The sequence below is a fragment of the Gordonia gummivorans genome, assembly GCF_022513585.1.
Lineage (GTDB): Bacteria > Actinomycetota > Actinomycetes > Mycobacteriales > Mycobacteriaceae > Gordonia.
The window spans coordinates 18,441-39,951 of sequence record NZ_JAKWBF010000015.1; the positions used below are offsets into that span (position 1 = coordinate 18,441).

The 21,511-nt window shown below is 65.3% G+C and carries 22 protein-coding genes; 11 read left to right on the forward strand and 11 right to left on the reverse strand.

All coding sequences use genetic code 11. The annotated features are described in order from the left end of the window. The first annotated feature begins 31 nt into the window (after positions 1-31). The 3 genes from MKW15_RS12610 to MKW15_RS12620 are packed head-to-tail and all read left to right on the forward strand — an operon-like array spanning position 32 to position 2,415. Positions 32-826 (forward strand): SDR family oxidoreductase, encoded by a 795-nt coding sequence (locus MKW15_RS12610; RefSeq protein ID WP_240858048.1) that lies wholly within the window; start codon positions 32-34, stop codon positions 824-826. A gap of 22 nt (positions 827-848) precedes the next feature. Further along, positions 849-1,946 (forward strand): lycopene cyclase family protein, encoded by a 1,098-nt coding sequence (locus MKW15_RS12615; RefSeq protein ID WP_240858063.1) that lies wholly within the window; start codon positions 849-851, stop codon positions 1,944-1,946. A gap of 4 nt (positions 1,947-1,950) precedes the next feature. Further along, entirely contained in the window at positions 1,951-2,415 is a 465-nt protein-coding gene (locus MKW15_RS12620; RefSeq protein WP_240858065.1) for an SRPBCC family protein, read from the forward strand. A 5-nt stretch (positions 2,416-2,420) separates the two neighbouring features. Here the strand turns inward: MKW15_RS12620 and MKW15_RS12625 are convergent, their stop codons facing one another. After that, positions 2,421-2,858: a DnaJ family domain-containing protein gene (locus tag MKW15_RS12625; RefSeq protein ID WP_240858067.1), complete on the reverse strand. Its 438-nt coding sequence runs from the start codon at positions 2,856-2,858 to the stop codon at positions 2,421-2,423. Positions 2,859-3,085: 227 nt separating this feature from the next. Continuing rightward, positions 3,086-3,307: a hypothetical protein gene (locus tag MKW15_RS12630; protein ID WP_240858069.1), complete on the reverse strand. Its 222-nt coding sequence runs from the start codon at positions 3,305-3,307 to the stop codon at positions 3,086-3,088. Positions 3,308-3,655: 348 nt separating this feature from the next. Here MKW15_RS12630 and MKW15_RS12635 point away from each other — a divergent pair, with 348 nt between their 5' ends. Together MKW15_RS12635 and MKW15_RS12640 are read left to right on the forward strand one after the other, a co-directional pair. After that, positions 3,656-5,569 (forward strand): DUF262 domain-containing protein, encoded by a 1,914-nt coding sequence (locus MKW15_RS12635; protein ID WP_240858071.1) that lies wholly within the window; start codon positions 3,656-3,658, stop codon positions 5,567-5,569. A gap of 1 nt (position 5,570) precedes the next feature. Further along, complete coding sequence (locus MKW15_RS12640) at positions 5,571-6,797, forward strand: type II toxin-antitoxin system HipA family toxin (RefSeq protein WP_240858077.1); 1,227 nt, start codon at positions 5,571-5,573, stop codon at positions 6,795-6,797. Here the strand turns inward: MKW15_RS12640 and MKW15_RS12645 are convergent. After that, positions 6,760-7,143: an NERD domain-containing protein gene (locus tag MKW15_RS12645; RefSeq protein ID WP_240858091.1), complete on the reverse strand. Its 384-nt coding sequence runs from the start codon at positions 7,141-7,143 to the stop codon at positions 6,760-6,762. The two genes, MKW15_RS12640 and MKW15_RS12645, sit on opposite strands and share 38 nt — an antisense overlap. 319 nt (positions 7,144-7,462) lie before the next feature. Between MKW15_RS12645 and MKW15_RS12650 the strand changes: the two genes are divergently transcribed. Beyond that, a complete protein-coding gene (locus tag MKW15_RS12650) occupies positions 7,463-8,218 on the forward strand; it encodes a restriction endonuclease (protein ID WP_240858092.1) in 756 nt (251 codons plus the stop codon). A gap of 321 nt (positions 8,219-8,539) precedes the next feature. Here MKW15_RS12650 and MKW15_RS12655 read toward each other — a convergent pair whose 3' ends face one another. The 7 genes from MKW15_RS12655 to MKW15_RS12685 are packed head-to-tail and all read right to left on the reverse strand — an operon-like array spanning position 8,540 to position 14,991. Then, positions 8,540-8,953, reverse strand: coding sequence for a metal-sulfur cluster assembly factor (locus tag MKW15_RS12655; RefSeq protein WP_240858096.1), 414 nt, complete (start codon positions 8,951-8,953; stop codon positions 8,540-8,542). Next, positions 8,950-9,408 carry a Fe-S cluster assembly sulfur transfer protein SufU gene (sufU, locus tag MKW15_RS12660; protein WP_240858643.1) on the reverse strand — a complete coding sequence of 153 codons (459 nt, stop codon included), beginning with the start codon at positions 9,406-9,408 and terminating at the stop codon, positions 8,950-8,952. Before sufU ends, MKW15_RS12655 begins: the two co-directional genes overlap by 4 nt. A gap of 4 nt (positions 9,409-9,412) precedes the next feature. After that, positions 9,413-10,693: a cysteine desulfurase gene (locus MKW15_RS12665; RefSeq protein ID WP_240858101.1), complete on the reverse strand. Its 1,281-nt coding sequence runs from the start codon at positions 10,691-10,693 to the stop codon at positions 9,413-9,415. Positions 10,694-10,717: 24 nt separating this feature from the next. Next, complete coding sequence (sufC, locus tag MKW15_RS12670; RefSeq protein WP_240858110.1) at positions 10,718-11,491, reverse strand: Fe-S cluster assembly ATPase SufC; 774 nt, start codon at positions 11,489-11,491, stop codon at positions 10,718-10,720. Positions 11,492-11,540: 49 nt separating this feature from the next. Beyond that, positions 11,541-12,719 (reverse strand): Fe-S cluster assembly protein SufD, encoded by a 1,179-nt coding sequence (sufD, locus tag MKW15_RS12675; RefSeq protein ID WP_240858121.1) that lies wholly within the window; start codon positions 12,717-12,719, stop codon positions 11,541-11,543. After that, positions 12,719-14,179, reverse strand: coding sequence for a Fe-S cluster assembly protein SufB (gene sufB / locus MKW15_RS12680; RefSeq protein ID WP_240858127.1), 1,461 nt, complete (start codon positions 14,177-14,179; stop codon positions 12,719-12,721). The genes sufD and sufB overlap by 1 nt, the downstream gene beginning before the upstream one ends. After that, positions 14,176-14,991 carry a helix-turn-helix transcriptional regulator gene (locus tag MKW15_RS12685; protein ID WP_240858128.1) on the reverse strand — a complete coding sequence of 272 codons (816 nt, stop codon included), beginning with the start codon at positions 14,989-14,991 and terminating at the stop codon, positions 14,176-14,178. The genes sufB and MKW15_RS12685 overlap by 4 nt, the downstream gene beginning before the upstream one ends. A 138-nt stretch (positions 14,992-15,129) precedes the next feature. Between MKW15_RS12685 and mptB the strand changes: the two genes are divergently transcribed. The 4 genes from mptB to MKW15_RS12705 all read left to right on the forward strand — a co-directional run bounded on the left by mptB (position 15,130) and on the right by MKW15_RS12705 (position 19,853). Continuing rightward, positions 15,130-16,938 (forward strand): polyprenol phosphomannose-dependent alpha 1,6 mannosyltransferase MptB, encoded by a 1,809-nt coding sequence (gene mptB, locus MKW15_RS12690; RefSeq protein ID WP_240858135.1) that lies wholly within the window; start codon positions 15,130-15,132, stop codon positions 16,936-16,938. 109 nt (positions 16,939-17,047) lie between these two features. Continuing rightward, positions 17,048-18,013, forward strand: a complete 966-nt coding sequence (locus MKW15_RS12695; RefSeq protein WP_240858645.1) for an ABC transporter ATP-binding protein — start codon at positions 17,048-17,050, stop codon at positions 18,011-18,013. Continuing rightward, positions 18,010-18,801 (forward strand): ABC transporter permease, encoded by a 792-nt coding sequence (locus MKW15_RS12700; protein ID WP_240858139.1) that lies wholly within the window; start codon positions 18,010-18,012, stop codon positions 18,799-18,801. Before MKW15_RS12695 ends, MKW15_RS12700 begins: the two co-directional genes overlap by 4 nt. Then, positions 18,798-19,853, forward strand: a complete 1,056-nt coding sequence (locus MKW15_RS12705; protein ID WP_240858145.1) for a COX15/CtaA family protein — start codon at positions 18,798-18,800, stop codon at positions 19,851-19,853. The genes MKW15_RS12700 and MKW15_RS12705 overlap by 4 nt, the downstream gene beginning before the upstream one ends. A 188-nt stretch (positions 19,854-20,041) precedes the next feature. On the opposite strand, the gene MKW15_RS12710 is transcribed toward MKW15_RS12705, so the two are convergent. Beyond that, complete coding sequence (locus MKW15_RS12710) at positions 20,042-20,431, reverse strand: hypothetical protein (protein ID WP_240858147.1); 390 nt, start codon at positions 20,429-20,431, stop codon at positions 20,042-20,044. A 103-nt stretch (positions 20,432-20,534) separates the two neighbouring features. On the opposite strand from MKW15_RS12710, the gene MKW15_RS12715 reads away from it, so the two are divergent. After that, a complete protein-coding gene (locus MKW15_RS12715) occupies positions 20,535-21,503 on the forward strand; it encodes a quinone oxidoreductase family protein (RefSeq protein ID WP_240858150.1) in 969 nt (322 codons plus the stop codon). The last annotated feature ends 8 nt before the right edge of the window (positions 21,504-21,511 follow it).

Consider the following 21,511-nt stretch of genomic DNA (forward strand, 5'->3'; position numbering starts at 1 on the left):
ACGTCGCGACGGGAAGGATACGGTGATCGACGTGACGCAACCCACAGCAATCCCGAGCACATCCGACCTGTCCGGCAAGTCCGCGCTGGTGACCGGCGCCAGTCGCGGCATCGGTCTGGGCATCGCCACCGAACTGGCCCGACGCGGTGCATCGGTGGTCATCACCGGCCGCAAACCCGAGCCACTTGCCGCCGCTGCCGACGAGATCCGCGCTGCGGTTCCCGAGGCCCGGGTCGTCGACTGCCCCGGCAACACCGGTGATGAAACTCACCGCACCGAAGCGGTCGCCGCGACGGTCGAACTCGGCGGGGCCATCGACATCCTGGTCAACAACACCGGGATCAACCCGCTGTTCGGTCCGCTGATGGATGCCGATCTGGGGGCCTTCCGCAAGATCTTCGACACCAACGTGGTTGCGGGTCTGGGCTTCATCCAGGAGGCGTTTCGCGCCGGCATGTCCGATCGCGGTGGCGCGGTCGTGAACATCGCCTCCGTCGCCGGTCTGCGGTCGACCGGGGTGATCGCCGCCTATGGCGCGTCCAAGGCCGCGATGATCCGCCTGACATCGGAGTTGGCCTGGGAGCTCGGCAGCAACAACATCCGCGTCAACGCGATCGCACCCGCCATCATCCGCACCCGGTTCGCCAAGGACCTGATCGCCGGCGAGAACGAAGCCCGCGCCATCAAGGGCTATCCCCTCGGCCGACTCGGCGAGACCGAGGACATCGCCCGCGCCGCCGCGTTCCTGGCCAGCGACGAAGCCGTGTGGATCACCGGCCAGACGCTGGCGGTCGACGGCGGCCTGCTCTCGACCGGCAATATGTAACCGTGGCCGACGGGACCGAGGCGTGACCGAGGCGATCGTCGTCGGGGCCGGTCCGTCGGGCCGAGCCCTGGCGCATCGGCTCTTGCGCGAGGGTGTCGCAGTGACCCTCGTGGACCCGGCACCGCATCGCGCATGGCGCGCGACCTATGCCTGCTGGACCGACGAACTGCCCCACTGGCTGCCCACGGACTCCATTGCTGCCCAAGTGAATTCGGTCGACATGCGGTCCACGGAGCGGGTGGCGGTTCGACGCGGTTACACCGTCCTCGACGTCGAAGGGCTGCAGTCGGTCCTCGACGTCTCCGACGCCCACGTCATCGTCGACCGTACCGTCGCGGTACACCCCGATCGGGTCACCCTGCGCTCAGGTGAGCACATCGTGGCAGACATCGTCGTCGATGCCCGCGGAATCACCGGTCGCGGCGCCCGACAAACCGCGTTCGGGCGGATCGTGCCACGCAGCCAAGCACTCCCCGTGCTCGACGGCGCTGAAGCCATCCTCATGGACTGGGGTGTGTTCCCGGGCCTCGACTCTCAAGCCCCACCGTCGTTCCTCTACGCCATTCCGCTCGACGACAACCGCGTCCTACTCGAGGAGACGTGCCTGGCCGGCGACCCGGCGTTGCCGCCCAGCGAGCTACGCCGACGGCTCGACGCTCGCCTGGCCCATCTGTCGTTGACCCAAATCGACGACGAGATCGTCTCCTTCGGCCTCCTCGGCGAGAGCAGCCCGTGGCGCAGCGAGGTGATGGAGTTCGGCGCACGTGGCGGGCTGATGCATCCGGCCACCGGCTACAGCGTCGCAGCGTCACTGCAAGCAGCCGAGGTGGTGGCGAAAGCGGCTGCCGCACAGAAGGACCCGAACGACGCTATCTGGTCGCTCTCGGCCCGGCAGGTCTATCGGCTGCGACGCGCGGGACTGCGATCACTTCTGTCATTCGACGCTCCCCAGACCCGACGATTCTTCGACACCTTCGCCCACCTCCCCGTCGGCCGGCAACGCGCCTATCTGTCCGAGCGCGAGAACCTTTCGGGAGTGCTGACCACGATGACGAATCTGTTCACGGCGGCGGGCAGCAGTACACGCGGGGCGATGATCCGCTCGGTGCTCGGGCGGTGATTGCGTGTTCGACGACTCGGTGCCTGACCCGTCACTGATCGATCTTGCGGTGTTCGTGGAGCGGCCACCCCGGGTTGTGTGGCGCGCGCTGACGGAGCCAGAGCTGATCGCCGGATGGCTCTCGCCGGTGATCGGCTTTGCGCCCGTGGTCGGGACAACGTTCATCGTTCAAGTGGCGGTACGCGATAGACCCGACGCCGAGATGGCGTGTCAGGTCGTTGCGGCCGACGAGCCCGGGCACCTCGCCTACAGTTGGACCGACCTTCGTGGGAATCCGCCCCAGCGCTGGATGATGGACTACCGACTGCTTCCGCATGGCCGGGGTACCCGGTTGTTCTGGCAGATGAGCGGTTTCGACATTGCGGACCGCTATCAGCGATACGCGCGCAACGGGATCGAGCGGTCCTGGAATCGAACGCTACTGCCAAGGTTGGCCGACGTCGTGAACATGTTGGGAGACACGCCCTAGGGAGATCACTGCGACCGCAATGTCCGCCACTGCGCGACCACTTCATCGACGTCGACGGTATGAGCGGTGATCAGCGACGGCATGCCGGCGCGAGTCGCGAGATGCGCTTCGCGCACGCGCCGGTTGAAGTCGGTGAGGATGTCGCGGACCGCGTCCTCGTCGGCGATGCCGCGGAGCGACTCCGGGAAACCTTGTGCCTCTTTGCGCAACTGAAGAGGTGCGGGCAGCAGTGCCGACGAGTCGAGGTTCTCGTCGCGGATCTTGCGTTTGACCCACCAGTCCGGATCGTCGGCGTCGGAGAGGTCGAGGGGTTTGCCCATGCCGGGCAGGTTGTCGAACTCACCGCGCTCGGTGGCCTCGCGGATCATCTTCTCCACCCGGGACTCCCCGACCGGCGGGCGCCACCGGCGGATGCGTCGAAAATGGCCCTCGGATTCGGACATGGTTCCTCCGCCGCCATTAGTAGGTCAGGCGGCACGACACGCGCTCGTCCAGCACAGCACCAGTATGCTCGAAATCTGCAGACCTGGCGGCCAGCGTTCTGCGGGCGAGATCCTCCGGTAGCGCCGCCGAGAACATCAGCCCCTGCTCCGCGCACGAGTCGACGGTGGACAGCTGTCGATCGCTGCTCGAACGGACCGCTGCCATCCCGAGGTGATCGCAACGACCGTCAGATCCGCTGCGGCCGGATCGACTCGGCACCGATCTGCTGCCGCGCCGTCACGAGATCGCCCGCCCACACCGCGAGCGTCTGCGTCCGGTTCGCGTTGGCGCCCGTCCAGGTCCACCATCGCCAGTCGCCGCGTGTATCCCGCTCGACGATGAACGCGTCGTCGGCTACCTCGACCGAACCGCGCCGCCCGGTATCCGTCCAACGCCTCGACGTAGACACTTCGCCGCTTCCAGCCGATGTGCGCGACCAGCCGCGATCGTCTACCCAAGAGCAGCACCCGACGGCCTTCGACGGCCTGCGGCAGCAACCCCGTGTCGACCATGCCCATCGCGTTGCGACCGGCGCGAAGTGGACCCTGCGGTACCGCGAAAATGTCCGGCTGCCCAAAGTTGCCGCCGATGCGCGGGAAGACTCCGACGACGTCTGTCCGGCCAGCCGCATTGCGCACGGGTCGTGGTGGTCGCGAAGGCTGAGCTGAGAGGGAGTCGGCTGCCGAAGTGATCCGGCGGGCTGTCAGCAAATACGTCGAACAGCACTCGGCCAGGTAGACCAGGAAATCCATCCGACGTGCGGCGACAGGGCGCAACGCCGCCGAGAAAGCTTCACCGAACGAGCGCAAGCCCCGTTAGTCCGGAAGAGCCGTTAAACATTCAGCGCACCACGCGAGAAGAATGCCGGAGCACAGATCGGCGCACCCCGGGCAAAGATGTGCAGGGTTGTCGGTGGCCGACCGTAGAGTGGGCGCTAAACATCGGTGAAGGGAATGACATGTCTGCCAGTCTGCACACCGCGCCAAAGGCAGAGGTCTTCGAAGTCGAAGACCTGGTGCGGAAGGTGTGGGAAGGGCAAGTGCGTATCCCCGACTTCCAGCGGCCGCTGCGATGGGGCCGGGAAGACGCCCGCCGCCTTTTCGAGAGTATCTTGCGCGGTTACCCGATCGGCAACCTGTTGCTGTGGGCGAAACCCGCACCGAGCGGCCTTGTGCGTCTGGGAGCGTTGAGCATTGATGCCCCGGCGTATGAGCGAGCGCTGTGGGTGGTGGACGGGCAACAGCGGGTTACGACACTGGCCAACGCGCTATCCCACGACGGAGCGCACGATGATCGGTTCGGTCTAAGCGTCGACTTGGAGACCCAGGACGTTGTGCGGTCCCAGTCGGCCGCGGCCGCGAGTGTGATTCCGTTACCCGTTCTGTTCGATCTACAGACCTTGCTGCGGTGGTTCCGAGACCATCCAGAGGTCGGCGCCTATTTCGATGTCGCGACCGGAGTGGCAAAGCGAATCCGGCAGGCCCAGGTGTCCGCCTCGGTGGTCGACACCCAAGATGAGCGCGTACTGCGCGACATCTTTGACCGAATCAACAACTATGGGAAGCGACTGACCCGGGCCGAAGTCTTCTCTGCGCTGCACTCGTCTACCTCGGCCGACAGCTCTGCGTCGGGCCCGATCGAGGCGATTGCGCAACAGATCGCCGACGGAGACGACTTCGGGTTGATCGACAGTGACACTGTGTTGCGTGCCGTCCTGGCGCGGCGAGGCCCAGACATCACACGAGAGATTCGCCTGGAGTTCGACGATCAGCGGCGAGTCTCCAGCGATTTTCCCGGTGAGTCGGTGCAGACGGCCTACGCGGAGGCAGCCATCGCACTGACACACGCGGTCCACTTCCTTCAGCGTGACTGCGATGTCCCGCATTTCGCACTACTGCCCTACCGGCATCTGCTCATCGTGCTAACCAGAGTCTTCGCGCACCATGCACTGGAAAATCCGCGTGAACGCCAGCTGCTGCGTCGATGGCTCTGGCGAGCCGCGTCCGCGGGTCCTGGGGTGGTTCCGGGTTCCACGACGGGGACTGCACGAGCATTCTGCACAAAGGTCGATCCTGCGGATATCGGCACCACGCTCACCGCGCTTCTGGAAGCAGTTCCGCAGGTAATGCTGCGCATTCCCGATGTGTCGAAGTTTCGTACCAACCACGCGCAGAGCAAGATCGTGACATGTGCGATGTGGGAGAAGGGTCCCCGATCGCTCACTGATGGGCACACCATCGAGCGTCGTGAGCTTGCTGAATCTCTAGGTGATTCACAGACGCCACGCGAAGCATTGACGGCGGTGGTGCCTCGAGGTACCTCAGCGGAGGGCGAAACCGATACCGCAGCGCGCTGGCTCATGCTGCCGGGTGTCGAACTACGGCCACGCGAGATCGTCGAACTGTTGGCTGTCGGCAGTTCGTCGATCGAGACAGTCTGGCCAGACGTACTCAAGTCCCATGTCATCAGCCCTACCGCCGCTTACGCGTTCACCGCGAAGAACTGGGCGGATTTCACCGAAGAACGACAGCAAGAAATCCAGACTGTTGTGAAGGAATTCCTCGAGAGTCGGTGGGAATTGGGATTCGAGAATTCTGTCTCCCTCGACAGTTTTCTCATCGATGACGACGAGGATCTCGACCTCGACGGTTTCGACGTAGCGGGACAATAACGTGGCCGATGAGACATCGAGACTGGCGGTATTGCTTCATGACAAGAAGATCGGATATCTGAGATACTCCCAAAACTACAGCTGGTTCGAGTTCGACGACGATTACATCGACGATCCGAATCGGAACGTGCTCGGGCTCCGGTTTGAGGAATCCTTGTCGCGACGCGTATCGGCAAATCTCCGGCTTCCGCCGTGGTTTTCCAACCTTCTTCCCGAAGGGCAGCTCCGAACGTGGATCGCAATCGATCGGGGCGTCTCCAAAGATCGGGAAATCCAGCTGCTCGGACAGGTCGGCCATGATCTTCCCGGAGCCGTACGCGTCTTGGAACCTGAGGCCGACGACACCGACGTCCCATCGGATATGCAGGCGCCCACATATGCCGGGGCATCGGGAGCGGGATGGCGATTCTCCCTCGCCGGGATCGGTCTCAAGTTCTCGATGTTGCGTGACGCTGGACGATTCACCTGTCCCGCTTCAGGCGAGGGCGGTGACTGGATCGTCAAGCTGCCAGATCGCGAGTTCCCGCATGTTCCCGCGAACGAATACCATGTGATGACTCTCGCCCGAATCAGTGGCCTCGATGTACCTGAGACTAGGTTGGTACATCGTGAAGACATTAAGGGACTACCGGCATCGGCGTGGCCGGGCAAAGAGGAGTGGGCATACGCGATCCGACGTTTTGATCGCACCGCGGGCGGAACTCGTGTTCACATGGAGGATCTCGCTCAGGTCAGAGGCGTGTACCCGGAAGACAAGTATTTCGGTAACTTCGAATCGCTCGGCGGTCTGGTCTTCCGAGGTCACGATACGAAAAGCCTTCGCGAGTTTGCTCGCCGTCTCGCCTTCTTTGTCTTGGTCGGGAACGGCGACGCGCACCTGAAGAATTGGTCGCTTCTCTACAAGGACCCGCGCACACCTGTGCTCTCCCCACTGTACGATGCTGTCTGCACCGAACTGTACCGGCCTCAATTGGAAGGCAATGAGGATCTCGGTTTGCGGCTCGGTGGGACCAGACGTTTCGACCGTATCAAGTTGCGGCATTTCGCCAGGATCGAGCGCAAGCTAGGCGCGACCACAGATCTGGAGAGCATCGTCGCCGGGTATGTCCGGTCCGTTCAGGAATCGTGGCCCGCGGTTGAAGCCGAGATCGGCGACTCAGTGCCCGGACTCCGTAGCACCCTGGCTGGTCTCATCGGGCGCAGAGCAGCGCAGCTGATCGACGGGTGAACTCGTGGGGAGAGTCCCGTTCCGCGCGGCAGATCTCACCATGGAAGAAGACCTCTTCCTGGTTGAACGGTACCGCCCGCAACACCTCTTCGGGATCGAGCCTGTTCTTGCGAGCCTCTTCCTTCAGGCGCGAGGCCAGCTTCTGTGCCTTCTGTCGGGTGGTGAGCAACGCGGACCGCTGGGTGCGACTGCGTCCGTTTCGCGCGGTCAAGAGCCGATTCTTTTCGTTGCCGCTGAGCACGCCGGTGTGCGCCTTGAGCCCCACCACGTGCAGACGCCGGCCGAGGATCAGGGCGTCGACCTCGTTACAGCAGCCGTGGTTGTCCATGACTCGAAGTTCGTCCACGCACGGTACGGCGAGGCGTCGGGGCTGATGCTCCGAAGCATCGCCAAACCCTCGGCTTCGTGGGCAAACCCCGACCGGGAGACTTCGATCCATCGGTCATCCGTCGCCGCGTCACCTGCCTGTCGAAGCCGTCTCCATGCTCGGCTTACGAGGCGATCAACCCGTCGTTAATGCGTGGCGGTGGTACAGGTCGCTCGCGCTGGGCTTCGCGACGGGCACACGGGATTCGTCCGGTCGGAGGACTGTCCGTGGGCCGCCTTGTGGACATGATGTTGGCCATGCCAACTCTTCTAGACCCGAGCTCCATCGGATGTGTGCGGTGACTCCCGGCGACGCGGCGGAGCCGGACGAGGCATTCTCCGACGCCGCTGAAGATGAAGCCGTTACCCCGGTTGCCGACGCGCTCCTCTCACACATGCCGGGCCGGCAACGTGAGTTACGGGCCGAAGCCGCGAAGGCAGAGGAACGAGCTGCGCAGATCATGCGCAAGCTGGGGTTCCCGGAGGCGAAAGCAACTCAGGCCTCAGCCGACAAGGGTATCGACGTGGTTGCGCCAGCAGCTGTCGCCCAGGTCAAATGGCAGAGCAAGCCAGTGGGTCGGCCGAGCACCCAGCAGTTGGCGGGCGCTTGGCTGCAACGGAACAGCCGATGGCGCCGGAACGAGAAGATGCTCTACTTCGCCAAGGCCGGCTACTCGCGGGCAGCAATAGAGTATGCCGATGATGTCGGGATGGTGCTCTTCCAGTTCGCTGACAAGGGCAGGGTCGCGGCGGCCAACAAGCACGCGGTTGCGTTTCAGAAATCCTATCCGTCGGTAGTAGCGAAACGTGTTGAGCCCAAAACGGATCCGCGGCCGACACGTTGGCATAGGAGGGTCGAGGACGTGTTGGTGTTCGCACTCCTCGTGCTCGTGCCGCTTCTGATGGTGGGGGGAGGGTGCTACCTCGCATACTTGGGAATCCGCGATCTGCTAATTGGAGCAGTGGCAAGCGGCGCCGGATTTCTGGCTGGCGGCATTGCCCTGATTGCCGTTCTCGTGCTGAGCATCTGGTGGCTCGGCAGGCTCGACGAGTAGGTGGGCGAACTCTGCGGGAGTGCTCAGACACGAGAACACTGGATCCACCCGTGTTATCGGTTTAGTAGCCACGTCCTCTGATTGAGTTTAGTAGGCGAGCCTCACGGGGCGAGCCGTATCGGATCTGCCGAGACGGCCATGTCCGCAACCTGGTGGTCGCTGACGTTGTTACTCGCCGGGTTTCGACACGCTCACACGCGCAGGGCCGCGTTGCGCTATTCAACCAGCAAGTGAGTTTCAGCAGTTCAGGAGGCTGACGGCAGCACTCTTCAAGTCCAGCCACGAATCGCGCGTCCTCGTGAGTGGCCTCGAAGTCGGCAACTAGACAGTGAAACCCAAGGCGCGCAGCTGCTCCCGGCCGTCGTCGGTGATCTTGTCGGGTCCCCACGGCGGCAGCCAGACCCAGTTGATCTCCATGTCGGTACACAGGCCGCTGTTCACCAGGGCACCGCGAGATTGATCCTCGATGACGTCGGTCAGCGGGCAGGCCGCCGAGGTGAGGGTCATGTCGATCTTGGCGACCGCGTCGTCGGTGATCTCGATGCCGTAGACCAATCCGAGGTCGACGACGTTGATGCCCAGTTCCGGGTCGACGACGTCGCGCATCGCCTCCTCGACATCCTCCAGCGCCGGCAAAGACGTGGCCGGCGCGGAAGGGGTTCCGGCCGGACCCGTCTCGGCGGTGGGCGCCCCGGAAGACTCAGGTGCCTCGGTGGTGGTGGTTTCGTCACTCATGCTGACTCCGCTCGGTCGTCGATGGTCTGTGCGAGCGCGTCTTTGAAGGCCATCCATCCGAGGAGGGCACATTTCACGCGCGCGGGGTATTTGCTCACTCCGGCCAGGGCGATCCCGTCACCGATGATCTCCTCGTCACCGGGATCCTTGCCGCGGGAGGTCATCATGGCATTGAACGAATCCACGGTCGCCAGAGCCGATTCCACCGATTGGCCGACCAGTTGGTCGTAGAGCACCGACGTGGAGGCCTGCGAGATCGAACATCCTTGCCCGTCGTAGGAGATGTCGGCGATCGTGGCGCCGTCGTCGGAGACCGTGACGCGCAACGTCACCTCGTCGCCGCAGGTGGGGTTGACGTGGTGGACCTCGGCACCGAACGGTTCACGCAGTCCGCGCCCGTGTGGGTGTTTGTAGTGGTCCAGGATCACGTCCTGGTACATCTGCTCCATCCGCATGCACTCACCGGCTCCCGAAGAAGTCCTGGGCACGCACGATTGCTGCCGTCAGTGCGTCGACGTCGGCCAGCGTGTTGTAGGCGGCAAACGAAGCGCGCGCACTCGCGGCGATCCCGAACCGGCGGTGCAGCGGCCACGCGCAGTGATGTCCGACGCGGATGGCGACCCCTTCGTCGTCGAGGATCTGCCCGAGATCGTGGGCATGGATTCCGTCGACCACGAACGAGACTGCCCCACCACGATTCTCGGCGGTCGCCGGCCCGATGATGCGGAGTCCCTCGATCTGCGACAAGCGCTCCAATGCGTAGGCGACCAGCGCATGCTCGTGCTCGGCAATCGCGTTCATACCGATCGCCTCGAGGTAGCGCACCGCCGCGCCCAGGCCGACCGTCTGCGACGTCATCGGCACACCGGCCTCGAACCGCTGCGGAGGCGGCGCGTACGTCGACACCTCCATGGTGACGGTTTCGATCATCGACCCGCCGGTCAGGAAGGGCGGCAACGCATTCAGCAACTCCGCGCGGCCGTAGAGGACACCCACACCCGACGGACCAAACATCTTGTGCCCGGAGAAGGCGGCGAAGTCGACGTCGAGCGCTCGGAAGTCGACCCCCATGTGCGGAACCGACTGGCAGGCGTCGAGCACGACGAGAGCACCGACTGCTCGGGCCCGGCGCACGAGTTCGGCCACATCGGCGACGGCGCCGGTCACATTCGACTGATGGGTGAACGCAAGCACCTTGACGGTGTCGTCGAGTTCGAGTGAGTCGAGATCGATCCGACCGTCATCGGTGACGCCGTACCAGCGCAGCGTCGCACCCGTCCGGCGGCACAGTTCCTGCCACGGAACGAGATTCGCGTGGTGCTCGAGTTCGGTGATGACGACGGTGTCGCCTCCGCCGAGTTGCCTCCCGCCGAAGATGTCCGCACCGCGATCGTCACCGAGCGTGTAAGACACCAGATTCAACGCCTCGGTGGCGTTCTTGGTGAACACCAGCTCGTCGGCGTCGGCACCGACGAAACGCGCGATCACCTCACGCGCATCCTCATAGGCGTCGGTGGCTTCCTCGGCCAGCTGGTGCGCACCGCGGTGAACAGCGGCGTTGTGCTGGGTCAGGAACTCGCGCTCCGCGTCGAGTACCTGCACGGGCCGCTGCGAGGTGGCCCCGGAGTCCAGGTACACCAACGGTTTCGAATCCCGCACCGTGCGCGACAGAATCGGGAAGTCGGCCCGCAACGCCTCGACGTCGAACGCCGGAGCCGCGGCTTGGGTGGACAGCGTCACTGATGACACCTCCTTCGGTCGGACTCAGCCGGCCTTGGCCGGGGAGGTGAACCGCACGTAGCCGTTCTCCTCGAGTTCGTCGGCAAGTTCGGGACCGCCCGACTCGACGACCCGTCCGTTGACGAACACGTGCACGAACTCGGGCTTGATGTAGCGCAGGATCCGCGTGTAGTGCGTGATCAGCAGGATGCCGCCGTGCTCGTTCTCCTTGTAGCGGTTCACGCCCTCGGACACCACGCGCAACGCGTCGACGTCCAGGCCCGAATCGGTCTCGTCGAGAATCGCGATCTTCGGCTTGAGCAGATCGAGCTGCAGGATCTCGTGACGCTTCTTCTCGCCGCCCGAAAAGCCCTCGTTGACACTGCGTTCGGCGAACGCCGGATCGATCTCGAGCGCCGTCATCGCCTCCTTGGTCTCCTTGACCCAGTGCCGCAGCTTGGGGGCCTCGCCGCGCACGGCGGTGGCGGCGGTGCGCAGGAAGTTCGACATCGAGACTCCGGGAACCTCAACCGGGTACTGCATGGCCAGGAACAGTCCGGCGCGCGCCCGCTCGTCGACGCTCATCTCGAGAACATCCTCACCGTCGAGGGTGATGGACCCCTGGGTCACCTCGTACTTGGGGTGACCGGCGATGGCATACGACAGCGTCGACTTGCCGGAACCGTTGGGGCCCATGATCGCGTGGGTCTCCCCCGACTTCACGGTGAGGTCGACACCCTTGAGGATGTGGATGGGCTCGGCGTCGGCGTCGGTCTGTGCGACGTCGACATGCAGGTCTCGGATTTCCAGTGTGGTCATGGTGATGAACGGTCTTTCGTTGTGGGCTGTGGGCGAGATGGTCGAGTGGTCAGGCGCCGGCGAGTTCGAGTTCTTCTTCGATTGCGGCTTCGAGACGCTCGCGGATGTCCGGCACGGAGATCTTCGCGATGATCTCGCGGAAGAAGCCGCGGATGACCAGGCGGCGCGCCTGATCCTCCGGGATGCCGCGGGCCTGCAGGTAGAAGAGTTGCTCGTCGTCGAATCGCCCGGTGGCACTGGCGTGTCCGGCGCCGACGATCTCGCCGGTCTCGATCTCCAGGTTCGGCACCGAGTCGGCGCGTGCGTTGTCGGTGAGCACCAGGTTTCGGTTCAACTCGAAGGTGTCGGTGCCCTCGGCTTCCGGGCGGATCAGCACGTCGCCGATCCACACGGTGTGCGCCTCGCGAGACCGATCGCCCGAGGTGTCGCCCTGCAGCGCACCCTTGTAGACGACATTCGACCGGCAATGCGGCTGACTGTGATCGACGAGCAGGCGCTGCTCGAGATGCTGCCCCGCGTCGGCGAAGTACAGGCCCCACAGTTCGACGTCTCCGCCCGGTGCGTCGTAGTGCACCACCGGGGAGAGTCGAACCAGGTTGCCGCCCAGGCTGAATGCGAAGTGACGAACGGTCGCGTCGCGTCCGACCCGGACATGGTGAGCGGCCACGTGCACCGCGTCGTCGGCCCAGTCGTGCACATTCACCAGCGTCAGTGCGGCCTGGTCGCCGACCACGAATTCCACGTTCTCCGCGTAGGTTCCGCTGCCCTTCTGATCGAGGACGACCACCGCGCGGGCGAACGGTTCGAGGCGAACCTGGATGTGTCCGTACCCGACCTCGCCCTCACCGGGGCCGTCGAGGTGGACGACCACCGGTTCGCCGAGTTCGACCTCTTTGCCGACGGTGATCACCGTGGCCTGGGTGAACGACGAATATGCCTGCGCCGCAATGCGGTCGAAGGGCACACCACCGTCACCCAGCCGCTTGTCATCGCGGCCGACGGTCTGGACGGTCACGCCGTCGGCGACCCCGGTGACCTCGACGGTCGCCTCGGCCGAGATCGTCGCGGAACCGTCGTGCAGACCGCGAAGCCTGCGGAACGGAGTGAACCGCCACGCCTCATCGCGCGAACTCGGCACCTCGAAGGCGTTGACGTCGAAGGACGTGAACTGCTCACCCTTGTTGCCGGCAATCGAATTGGCAGCAGGTGCCAGTGTCGGGTCCGCCATCAGCCGACCGCTCCTTCCATCTGAAGCTCGATCAGCCGGTTGAGTTCGAGTGCGTACTCCATCGGGAGTTCCTTCGCGATCGGCTCGACAAAGCCGCGCACCACCATGGCCATAGCCTCGTCCTCGGTGAGACCACGGCTCATCAGATAGAAGAGTTGGTCGTCGCTCACCTTGGACACGGTCGCCTCATGGCCCATCGTCACGTCGTCCTCGCGAATGTCGACGTACGGATAGGTGTCGCTGCGGGAGATCGTGTCGACAAGCAGCGCATCGCATTTCACCGTCGACCGGCTGCCGTGGGCACCGCTGTTGACCTTGATCAGACCGCGGTAGGACGCACGTCCGCCGCCACGGGCGACCGACTTCGAGACGATGTTGCTCGACGTGTTCGGCGCAAGGTGGACCATCTTCGATCCGGTGTCCTGATGCTGACCTTCACCGGCGAACGCGACCGAGAGCACCTCGCCCTTGGCGTGCTCACCGGTCAGCCACACCGCCGGGTACTTCATGGTGACCTTGGACCCGATGTTGCCGTCGATCCACTCCATGGTGGCGCCGGCCTCTGCCTTGGCACGCTTGGTCACCAGGTTGTAGACGTTGTTCGACCAGTTCTGGATCGTCGTGTAACGGCAGCGTCCGCCCTTCTTCACGATGATCTCGACGACCGCCGAGTGCAGCGAATCCGTCTTGTAGATCGGTGCGGTACAGCCTTCGACGTAGTGCACGTAGGCACCCTCGTCGACGATGATGAGCGTCCGCTCGAACTGACCCATGTTCTCGGTGTTGATGCGGAAGTAGGCCTGCAGCGGGATGTCGACATGCACGCCCGGCGGCACATAGATGAACGAGCCACCCGACCACACCGCGGTGTTGAGCGCGGAGAACTTGTTGTCGCCTGCCGGGATCACCGACCCGAAGTACTCCTGGAAGATCTCCGGATGCTCCTTGAGACCGGTGTCGGTGTCGAGGAAGATGACACCCTGCTGCTCGAGGTCCTCACGGATCTGGTGATAGACCACCTCGGACTCGTACTGGGCGGCGACACCGGCTACGAGGCGCTGCTTCTCCGCCTCGGGGATGCCCAGCCTGTCGTAGGTGTTCTTGATGTCTTCGGGCAGCTCTTCCCAACTCGTCGCCTGCTTCTCAGTGGAGCGGACGAAGTATTTGATGTTGTCGAAGTCGATGCCGTCGAGTTCGCCACCCCAGTGCGGCATGGGCTTGCGATCGAAGATCTTCAGGGCCTTCAGCCGCTGCTCGAGCATCCACTCGGGCTCGCTCTTCTTCGCCGAGATGTCAGCGACGACTGCCGGCGACAGGCCACGCTGGGCGCTGGCACCCGCGACATCGGAATCGGACCAGCCGTAACCGTACTTGCCCAGGGAGGCAATCGTCTCCTCCTGGGTCAGCGGTGCGGCCTTGATCGGTGCACCGTCGGTTGCGGTGGGCTCGGTGACTGTCATCGCGAGACCTTTCGGGTTGTCCCTTGCGGGAGCTTCTGGGCGGGAGTCGGCGCGGGCTGTGCGTCGCTCGGGGCTTGCTCGGTCTGGACTTGCTGGGTCGGGACTTGCGGTACAGGGTGTAGCGGCACGTGGGTGGTGCACACGCAGTCGCCATTGGCGATCGTCGCGAGCCGCTGCACATGGGTCCCGAGCAATTCGGTGAAGACCGCGGTTTCGGCCTCGCACAACTCGGGGAACTCGGTTGCCACGTGCGCGACCGGGCAATGATGCTGGCAGATCTGCAACCCGGTCCCGACCTCACGGGTGTTGGTCGAGTATCCGGCGCTGGTGAGGGCGTCGGCGATGTCGCCGACCGTCTCGGCGACGCTCACCGTCTCCCCGGCGGGCCGAACACCCGCGACGATCCGCTCCACCCGTTCCCGGGCGAAGTTCTCGACCGCGTCCCCACCACCGATGTCGCGTAGCTTGCGCATCGCGGCGCCGGCGAGGTCGTCGTAGGCGTGGCGCAGCTTACCCCGGCCGGTCGCAGTGAGTTGAAACCACTTCGCCGGTCGGCCACGGCCGCGTTGACCGAAGCCCGACGACGAGATCTCCACATCACCGGTTGACGTGAGGGCATCGAGGTGCCGACGAACTCCGGCGGCGCTGATTCCGAGACGGGCCGCGATCTCACCCGCAGTGAGCGGGCCGTCCTCGACGAGCAGTGTCACCACCGCAGCCCGGGTCTCGCCATCGTGATGCGTGGCCGGATCGGCCGAACCGGACGGGACGGCACCGGAGCTGTCGGCAGACAGCACAGGATCGTTCCGCATGGTTTTCACAACACAAGTGTGACGTAATTGATTCCCGCGTTCCAGCAAGGGTGCCCTTAGCGAGCCGAGTGATCGTGCCCCGACCAACCGCCGCGGGCCGCTCACCCGGCATTGTGCAGCGCCGATTACAGTCGTCCTGTGCCCGAAACCACAGTCTTGCGCCGTGCGCTGGACTACTTCGGACTGAGCAAGACGACCACGCCATCCTCTGCAGGCGACGCGATCGACCGGCCCGGAAATTATGGCAAGGCCGTCGCACGACTTCACGACGACGAACGCGAGGTCGGTCCGCTCAATGCCGAGGAGACCCGCCGACTGCGCCGAATCAAGCTCTTCGGTGCCACCGGATCAGTGCTCATCCTGATCGGTTCCCTCGGCACGGGCGCGATCCCCGTGCTGCAGAATCCGGTGGCCGGGATGCGCGTGCTGTCGCTGCCTTCACGGATGTTCGGCACGGCGCTTGCGTTGTCCATCGGCGGCACCATCACGCTCGTCGTCGCCTGGCTGTTGCTGGGCCGGTTCGCGGTCGGCAGGTTGTCGGTCGAGGTCCGCAACGGCCGAAGTCCAGCACGCCGGATGAGCCGCCGGCAGGCCGACCGGACCCTGCTGCTGTGGATCGCGCCGATCGTCGTCGCGCCACCGCTGCTGAGCAAGGACATCTACTCGTATCTCGCCCAGAGCGCGATCGCCTACCGGGGAATGGATCCCTACACGGTCAGCCCGATGAACGGGCTCGGCATCGAGCACGTGCTCACCCGCTCGGTACCCAACCTCTGGCGTGACACCCCCGCCCCCTACGGCCCCCTGTTCCTGTGGCTCGGTGAAGGCATCACCGCGATCACCGGCGACAACATCACCGCCGCGATCTTCCTGCACCGCATGGTCGCCCTCGTGGGCATCGCCCTGATCGTCTGGGCGCTGCCCCGTCTGGCCAAGCGATGTGGGGTGTCGTCGGTGGCGGCGATCTGGCTCGGCGCGATGAATCCGCTGCTCATCCTGCATCTGGTCGGCGGCATCCACAACGAGGCGCTCATGCTCGGCCTGATGCTCGTGGGCCTCGAGTTCAGTTTCCGAGCGATCTACAGTGCCGATCTGCTCCGAAAACCCGGCACGCTCATCCCCACGCGAAGCGGATGGATTCTCATCGCCGGTGCGGCCATCCTCGCCGCGTCGACGATGGTCAAGTTCACCTCGATGCTCGCACTGGGATTCGTCGGGATCGCACTCGCGCTCCGGTGGGGTGCAACCCTGCCCGCGCTGCGGCATGCGCCGCCCAGTCAGTGGTGGTCGCGATCGAGACACACGGTCTATGCGCTGTCCATGTCGGCGGGCTTCTACATCGTGGTCGTCGGCGTGGTGATGCTCGTGATCGGATTCGGCACCGGCCTCGGTTTCGGCTGGACCGGCACACTGTCGACCGGCGCGATCGTGCGCTCGTGGATGTCGATGCCCACACTGCTGTCGGTGACCACCGGTCGAATCGGGGTCAACCTCGGCCTGGGCGACCACACCCAGGCGGTTCTCGAGGTCGGCCGCCCGATCGGCCAGCTGATCGCCGGGGTGTTCATCGTGCGATGGATGCTCGCGACCCTGGGAGGCCGCCTTCATCCGCTGGGCGCCCTCGGTGTGTCAATGGCCACAGTCGTGGTGTTCTTTCCGTTCGTCCAGGCCTGGTACTTGCTGTGGGCCGTCATCCCGCTCGCCGCGTGGGCGACCGGTCCATGGTTCCGCCTGTCGACCATCGCGGCGTCGGCGATCATCGCGATCGTGGTCATGCCGACCAGCTCCAACACCAGTGGAGTCGTACTGGCACAGGGCGTTCTGGCCGGCGTCATCATGGTCGCGGTGCTCACCGCGGTCTTTTTCGAGGACGATCCGATCACCCGCAGGCGCCGAAGACGGCAGGCCTCGGGCGACACCACCGAGCCATCGCGTACGACGACGTGAGCGCGATCGCATCCGGGTACACCGTTTTTTCGTTCGGCGTGATCGAGCGCCTAGGCTGAGCGTTGTGCACGGCACGACGTCTCACCGGTTGAACAGCGACGATCCCAAGGTGGATCGCCGCGGCAGTGACGCCGTCAAACACGTTCCCGGTCACGACGACCCTGCACTCACCGTCCGCGGACTGGTCAAGCGGTACGGCGAGCACACCGCCGTCGACGGTCTCCACCTCGAACTCCGACGCGGCGAGATCCTCGCCCTGCTGGGCCCCAACGGCGCCGGCAAGACCACCACGGTCGAGATCTGCGAAGGATTCGCCGCCCCCGACGAAGGATCGGTCCGCGTTCTGGGTCTCGACCCACGCTCGGACAACGACGAACTCCGCAGGCGCATCGGTGTGATGTTGCAAGGCGGTGGCGCCTACCCCGGGGCTCGCACCGAGGAGATGCTGCGACTTGTCGCGTCGTATTCGGCGGACCCGATCGACACCGACTGGCTGCTGGGCGCGTTGGGCCTGACCGACGTGCGCCGCACCTCTTTCCGCCGGCTGTCCGGCGGCCAGCAACAGCGACTCTCACTGGCGTGCGCCATCGTCGGCCGTCCGGAGATGGTGTTCCTCGACGAACCGACCGCCGGACTCGACGCGCACGCGCGCCTGGTCGTCTGGGATCTCGTCGACCGCCTCCGAGCCGATGGCGTGTCGGTCCTGCTGACCACCCACCTGATGGACGAGGCAGAAGAACTCGCCGACAAGGTCGTGATCATCGACCGGGGCCGCTGCGTCGCGGCCGGCACCCCTGCCGACCTCACCAGCCGCGGCGCCGAGAACGAGCTGCGCTTCACCGCGCCACGGGGTCTGGATCTGACGATGCTGGAGCTTGCCCTGCCCGAGGACTACCACTGCTCCGAATCGGCGCCGGGCACCTACCTGGTGGTCGGGAAGGTGACGCCGCAGGTGCTGGCCACGGTGACCGCCTGGTGCGCCAAGATCAACGTGCTGGCAACCGACCTGCGCGTCGAGACCCGCAGCCTCGAGGACGTGTTCCTCGACCTGACCGGGCGGGCGTTGCGTTCATGAGTTCCGGCACACTCTTCCCCGCGGGCACCTTCACCCCGCGTCCGCAGCCCGCGCGCATCGCCGCGATGATCGCGGCGCAATCGCAACTCGAACTCAAACTGCTGCTGCGTAACGGCGAGCAATTGCTCCTGACCATGTTCATCCCGATCACACTGCTGGTGGGACTGTGTCTGCTGCCCGTCGACACAGGCCTCGGCGACGGCCCGGCCGCGCGTGCGGACGTCTTCGTCCCAGCGATCCTGACCGTCGCCGTGATGTCCACCGCGTTCACCGGCCAGGCCATCGCGGTCGGATTCGACCGGCGCTACGGGGCGCTGAAACGCCTTGGTGCCACACCTATTCCACGCTGGGGCATCATCGTCGGCAAATCCGTCGCGGTCCTGCTGGTGGTGATCCTCCAGTCGATCGTGCTCGGGTTGATCGGGGCTGCCTTCGGGTGGCGCCCGGCCGTGCTGGGTCTGCTGCTGGGTGCCGCGGTCATCGCGATCGGGACGGCATGTTTTGCCGCCCTCGGACTGCTGCTCGGCGGGACCCTGAAGGCCGAGGTGGTGCTCGCACTCGCCAACCTTCTGTGGTTCGCGATGGTCGGCATCGGAAGCCTCGTGGTACTCGACTCGCGCGTACCCGACGCCGTGTGGTGGGTCGCGCGCTGCACCCCGTCGGGCGCCCTCACCGAGGCGCTCGAACGGGCATCGCATGCGACGGTGGATGTCTTCGGTATCTGTGTGTTGCTCGTGTGGACGGCGGTCGCCGGCGCACTGGCGGTGAGGTGGTTCCGGTTCGAATGACGACATCCAAACCCTTTGCGTCCAAACCCTCGGCGATCTCCGACGAATCGCGGTCGGCAATCTCCGATCGCGGCACCGACCCGGCAGGTGCCGGGCCCCGAGGCGGCGCGATGTCGCGGGTTCCGGGATTCGGCGTACCCACCGCACGATTCGTGTTTCGGTGGGCGATCGCGCTGTTGGTGGCCAACGTCGGCATCGTCGCGACCGGCGGCGCGGTCCGGCTCACCGGTTCGGGCCTCGGCTGCCCCACCTGGCCACAATGCACCGACAATTCGTTCGTGCCGCACCAAGCTCTCGGCTACCACGGCGCGATCGAGTTCGGTAACCGCATGCTCACCTGGGTGCTCATCGCCATCGCGATAGCTGCCTTCACCGCCGTGTGGCGCCACGCAGGCAGCACACGTGCCGATCGGTGGCTGGTCCTCGTTCTCGCGCTCGGAATCCCCTTCCAAGGCGTCATCGGCGGCATCACGGTCCTCACCGACCTCAACCCGTGGGTCGTCGCACTGCACTTCCTGCTGTCCATGGCGCTGGTCTCCGGGTCGACGGTGCTGGTGTACCGCACCCGCCTGACGACGCCCGTGCAGCCGGAGCCGGCGAGATCGGCGGCGGTGACCCGTCTGGGACGGCAACTCGCCTGGATCACCTACGTCGCCACCTGGGTGACCATCTACCTCGGCACCGTCGTCACCGGTTCCGGTCCGCACGCCGGGGACGCCAACGCGCCACGCAACGGCCTGGCTCCCGACAACGCGACGCAATTGCACGCAGACGCGGTGTTCGTGCTGATCGGACTGGCCCTGGCGCTGCTGGTGTTCACGCGCGTGATGAAACTGCCGCAACAGCGCGTCGCGCTCACATTTGCCGGACTACTCGCCCTGCAAGGCGTCATCGGTGCGGTGCAGTACGCGACGGACCTGCCCATCGCCCTCGTGATCGCGCACATGATCGGCAGCGCCGCACTCCTCATCGGGGCAACATGGCTGGTGCTCGAATTCACCCCGACCGCTGCTCGCGACACTGCGCCAGAGACTGCGGACAGCGCCCACTGATTCGAAGCGTCGGTGACCGGCTCGCTGACCTGGACAAATGCGTCGGTGCCGTGCTCGCAAAAATCTAGGGGAAGAGTTTCTTCCCCGGGGTTCACAGTCGTCCCCTAGAAATTTATAGGGGACGACTCTGAGGCCAGGGGAAAGAGTTTCCTCCCCTATTTTCTTGCGGGTTGACCCGGGAAAAGACCCTAGAGGATCGCGGAGTTACGGGCTTTGGGGAACCGCTTCTGGCCCGCTACCCAGCCGGCCATCTTGCGGTAGTGCGACGGCTTCACGTTCGCGGCCGAGGTGAGTTCACGGTCCCACTCGGCGATCTCGACGCCGTCGATGGCGTCGACCACGGCGTTCGCGGTGGCGATGTCGTCGACCACCCGATCGCCGAGGATGCCACCCTGCTCGCCGACGAGCGTGATGCGCACGCCCGCGTTGCCGATGGGCTGCAGTACGGCTTTGGCCTCGCCGCCTTCGCGACCGACGAAGCTGCGGATCGACGCAACCACGTCACTCGGAGCGCTCACAGTGGGCTTCTGGTCGCCGGCTCGATCGTCGGTGGGCTGGGTCGTCGCGGCGTCGCTCATGGTGGTGAGCATACCGGGCGGTAGCCTCGCCCGACGACGCACGTAGCTCCTGTCACACACTGTTATGGCCCCGTCCGCCGACGTCGACGTGTAGACAGAAGGCATGCGTGCAATCCAGGTGACTCGCCATGGCGGACCCGATGTGATGGCTTACGGCACGGCCCCCGACCCGATCCCGGGCCCGGGCGAGGCACTGGTGCGAACCACCGCGATCGGCGTCAACTTCATCGACACCTACATCCGCCGCGGCCTGTACCCGTCGACTCCCCCCTATATTCCGGGCAGCGAGGGAGCCGGTGTCGTCGTGTCGGTCGGGTCTGAGGTCACCGACATCGAGATCGGGCAGCGCGTCTGCTGGTGCGACAGTGCCGGTAGTTACGCCGAAATCGTCGCGGTCGACGCCTCCCGTCTCGTACCCGTGCCGGACGGCATCGACGACGCGGCCGCGGGCTCGTCGCTGTTGCGCGGCCTCACGGCGCACTACCTCCTCGATGGCAGCGCACATCCGTCCGCCGGCGACACCGTGCTTGTCCATGCCGGCGCGGGCGGCGTCGGTCTGGTGCTCACCCAGATGGCCAAGAATCGCGGGCTGACGGTGATCACCACCGTGTCCGGGGACGAGAAAGCCGAACTGTCGACGGCCGCGGGCGCCGACCACGTGCTCCGATACGGCGACGACCTCGTCTCGCAGGTACGAGAGATCACCGGCGGGCGCGGCGTACCGGTGACCTACGACGGCGTCGGCGCGGACACCTTCGAGCAGTCGCTCGCGGTGACCGCCGTGCGCGGCATCATCGTGCTGTTCGGTGCGGCCAGCGGGCCGGTCCCGCCGTTCGATCTGCAGCGTCTCAACCCGGCGGGGTCATTGTCGGTGACACGCCCGACGCTCGCCCACTTCATTGCCGATACCGATGAGTTGCGCTGGCGGGCGGGCGAGTTTCTCGGTGCCGTCGCCGACGGGACGGTCGACGTCCGGGTCGGCCAGCGCTACCGCCTCGCCGACGCCGCGCAGGCCCACACCGATCTCGAGGCGCGTGCGACCACCGGGTCGACGGTGCTGCTGCCCGATTGAGAGGTGGG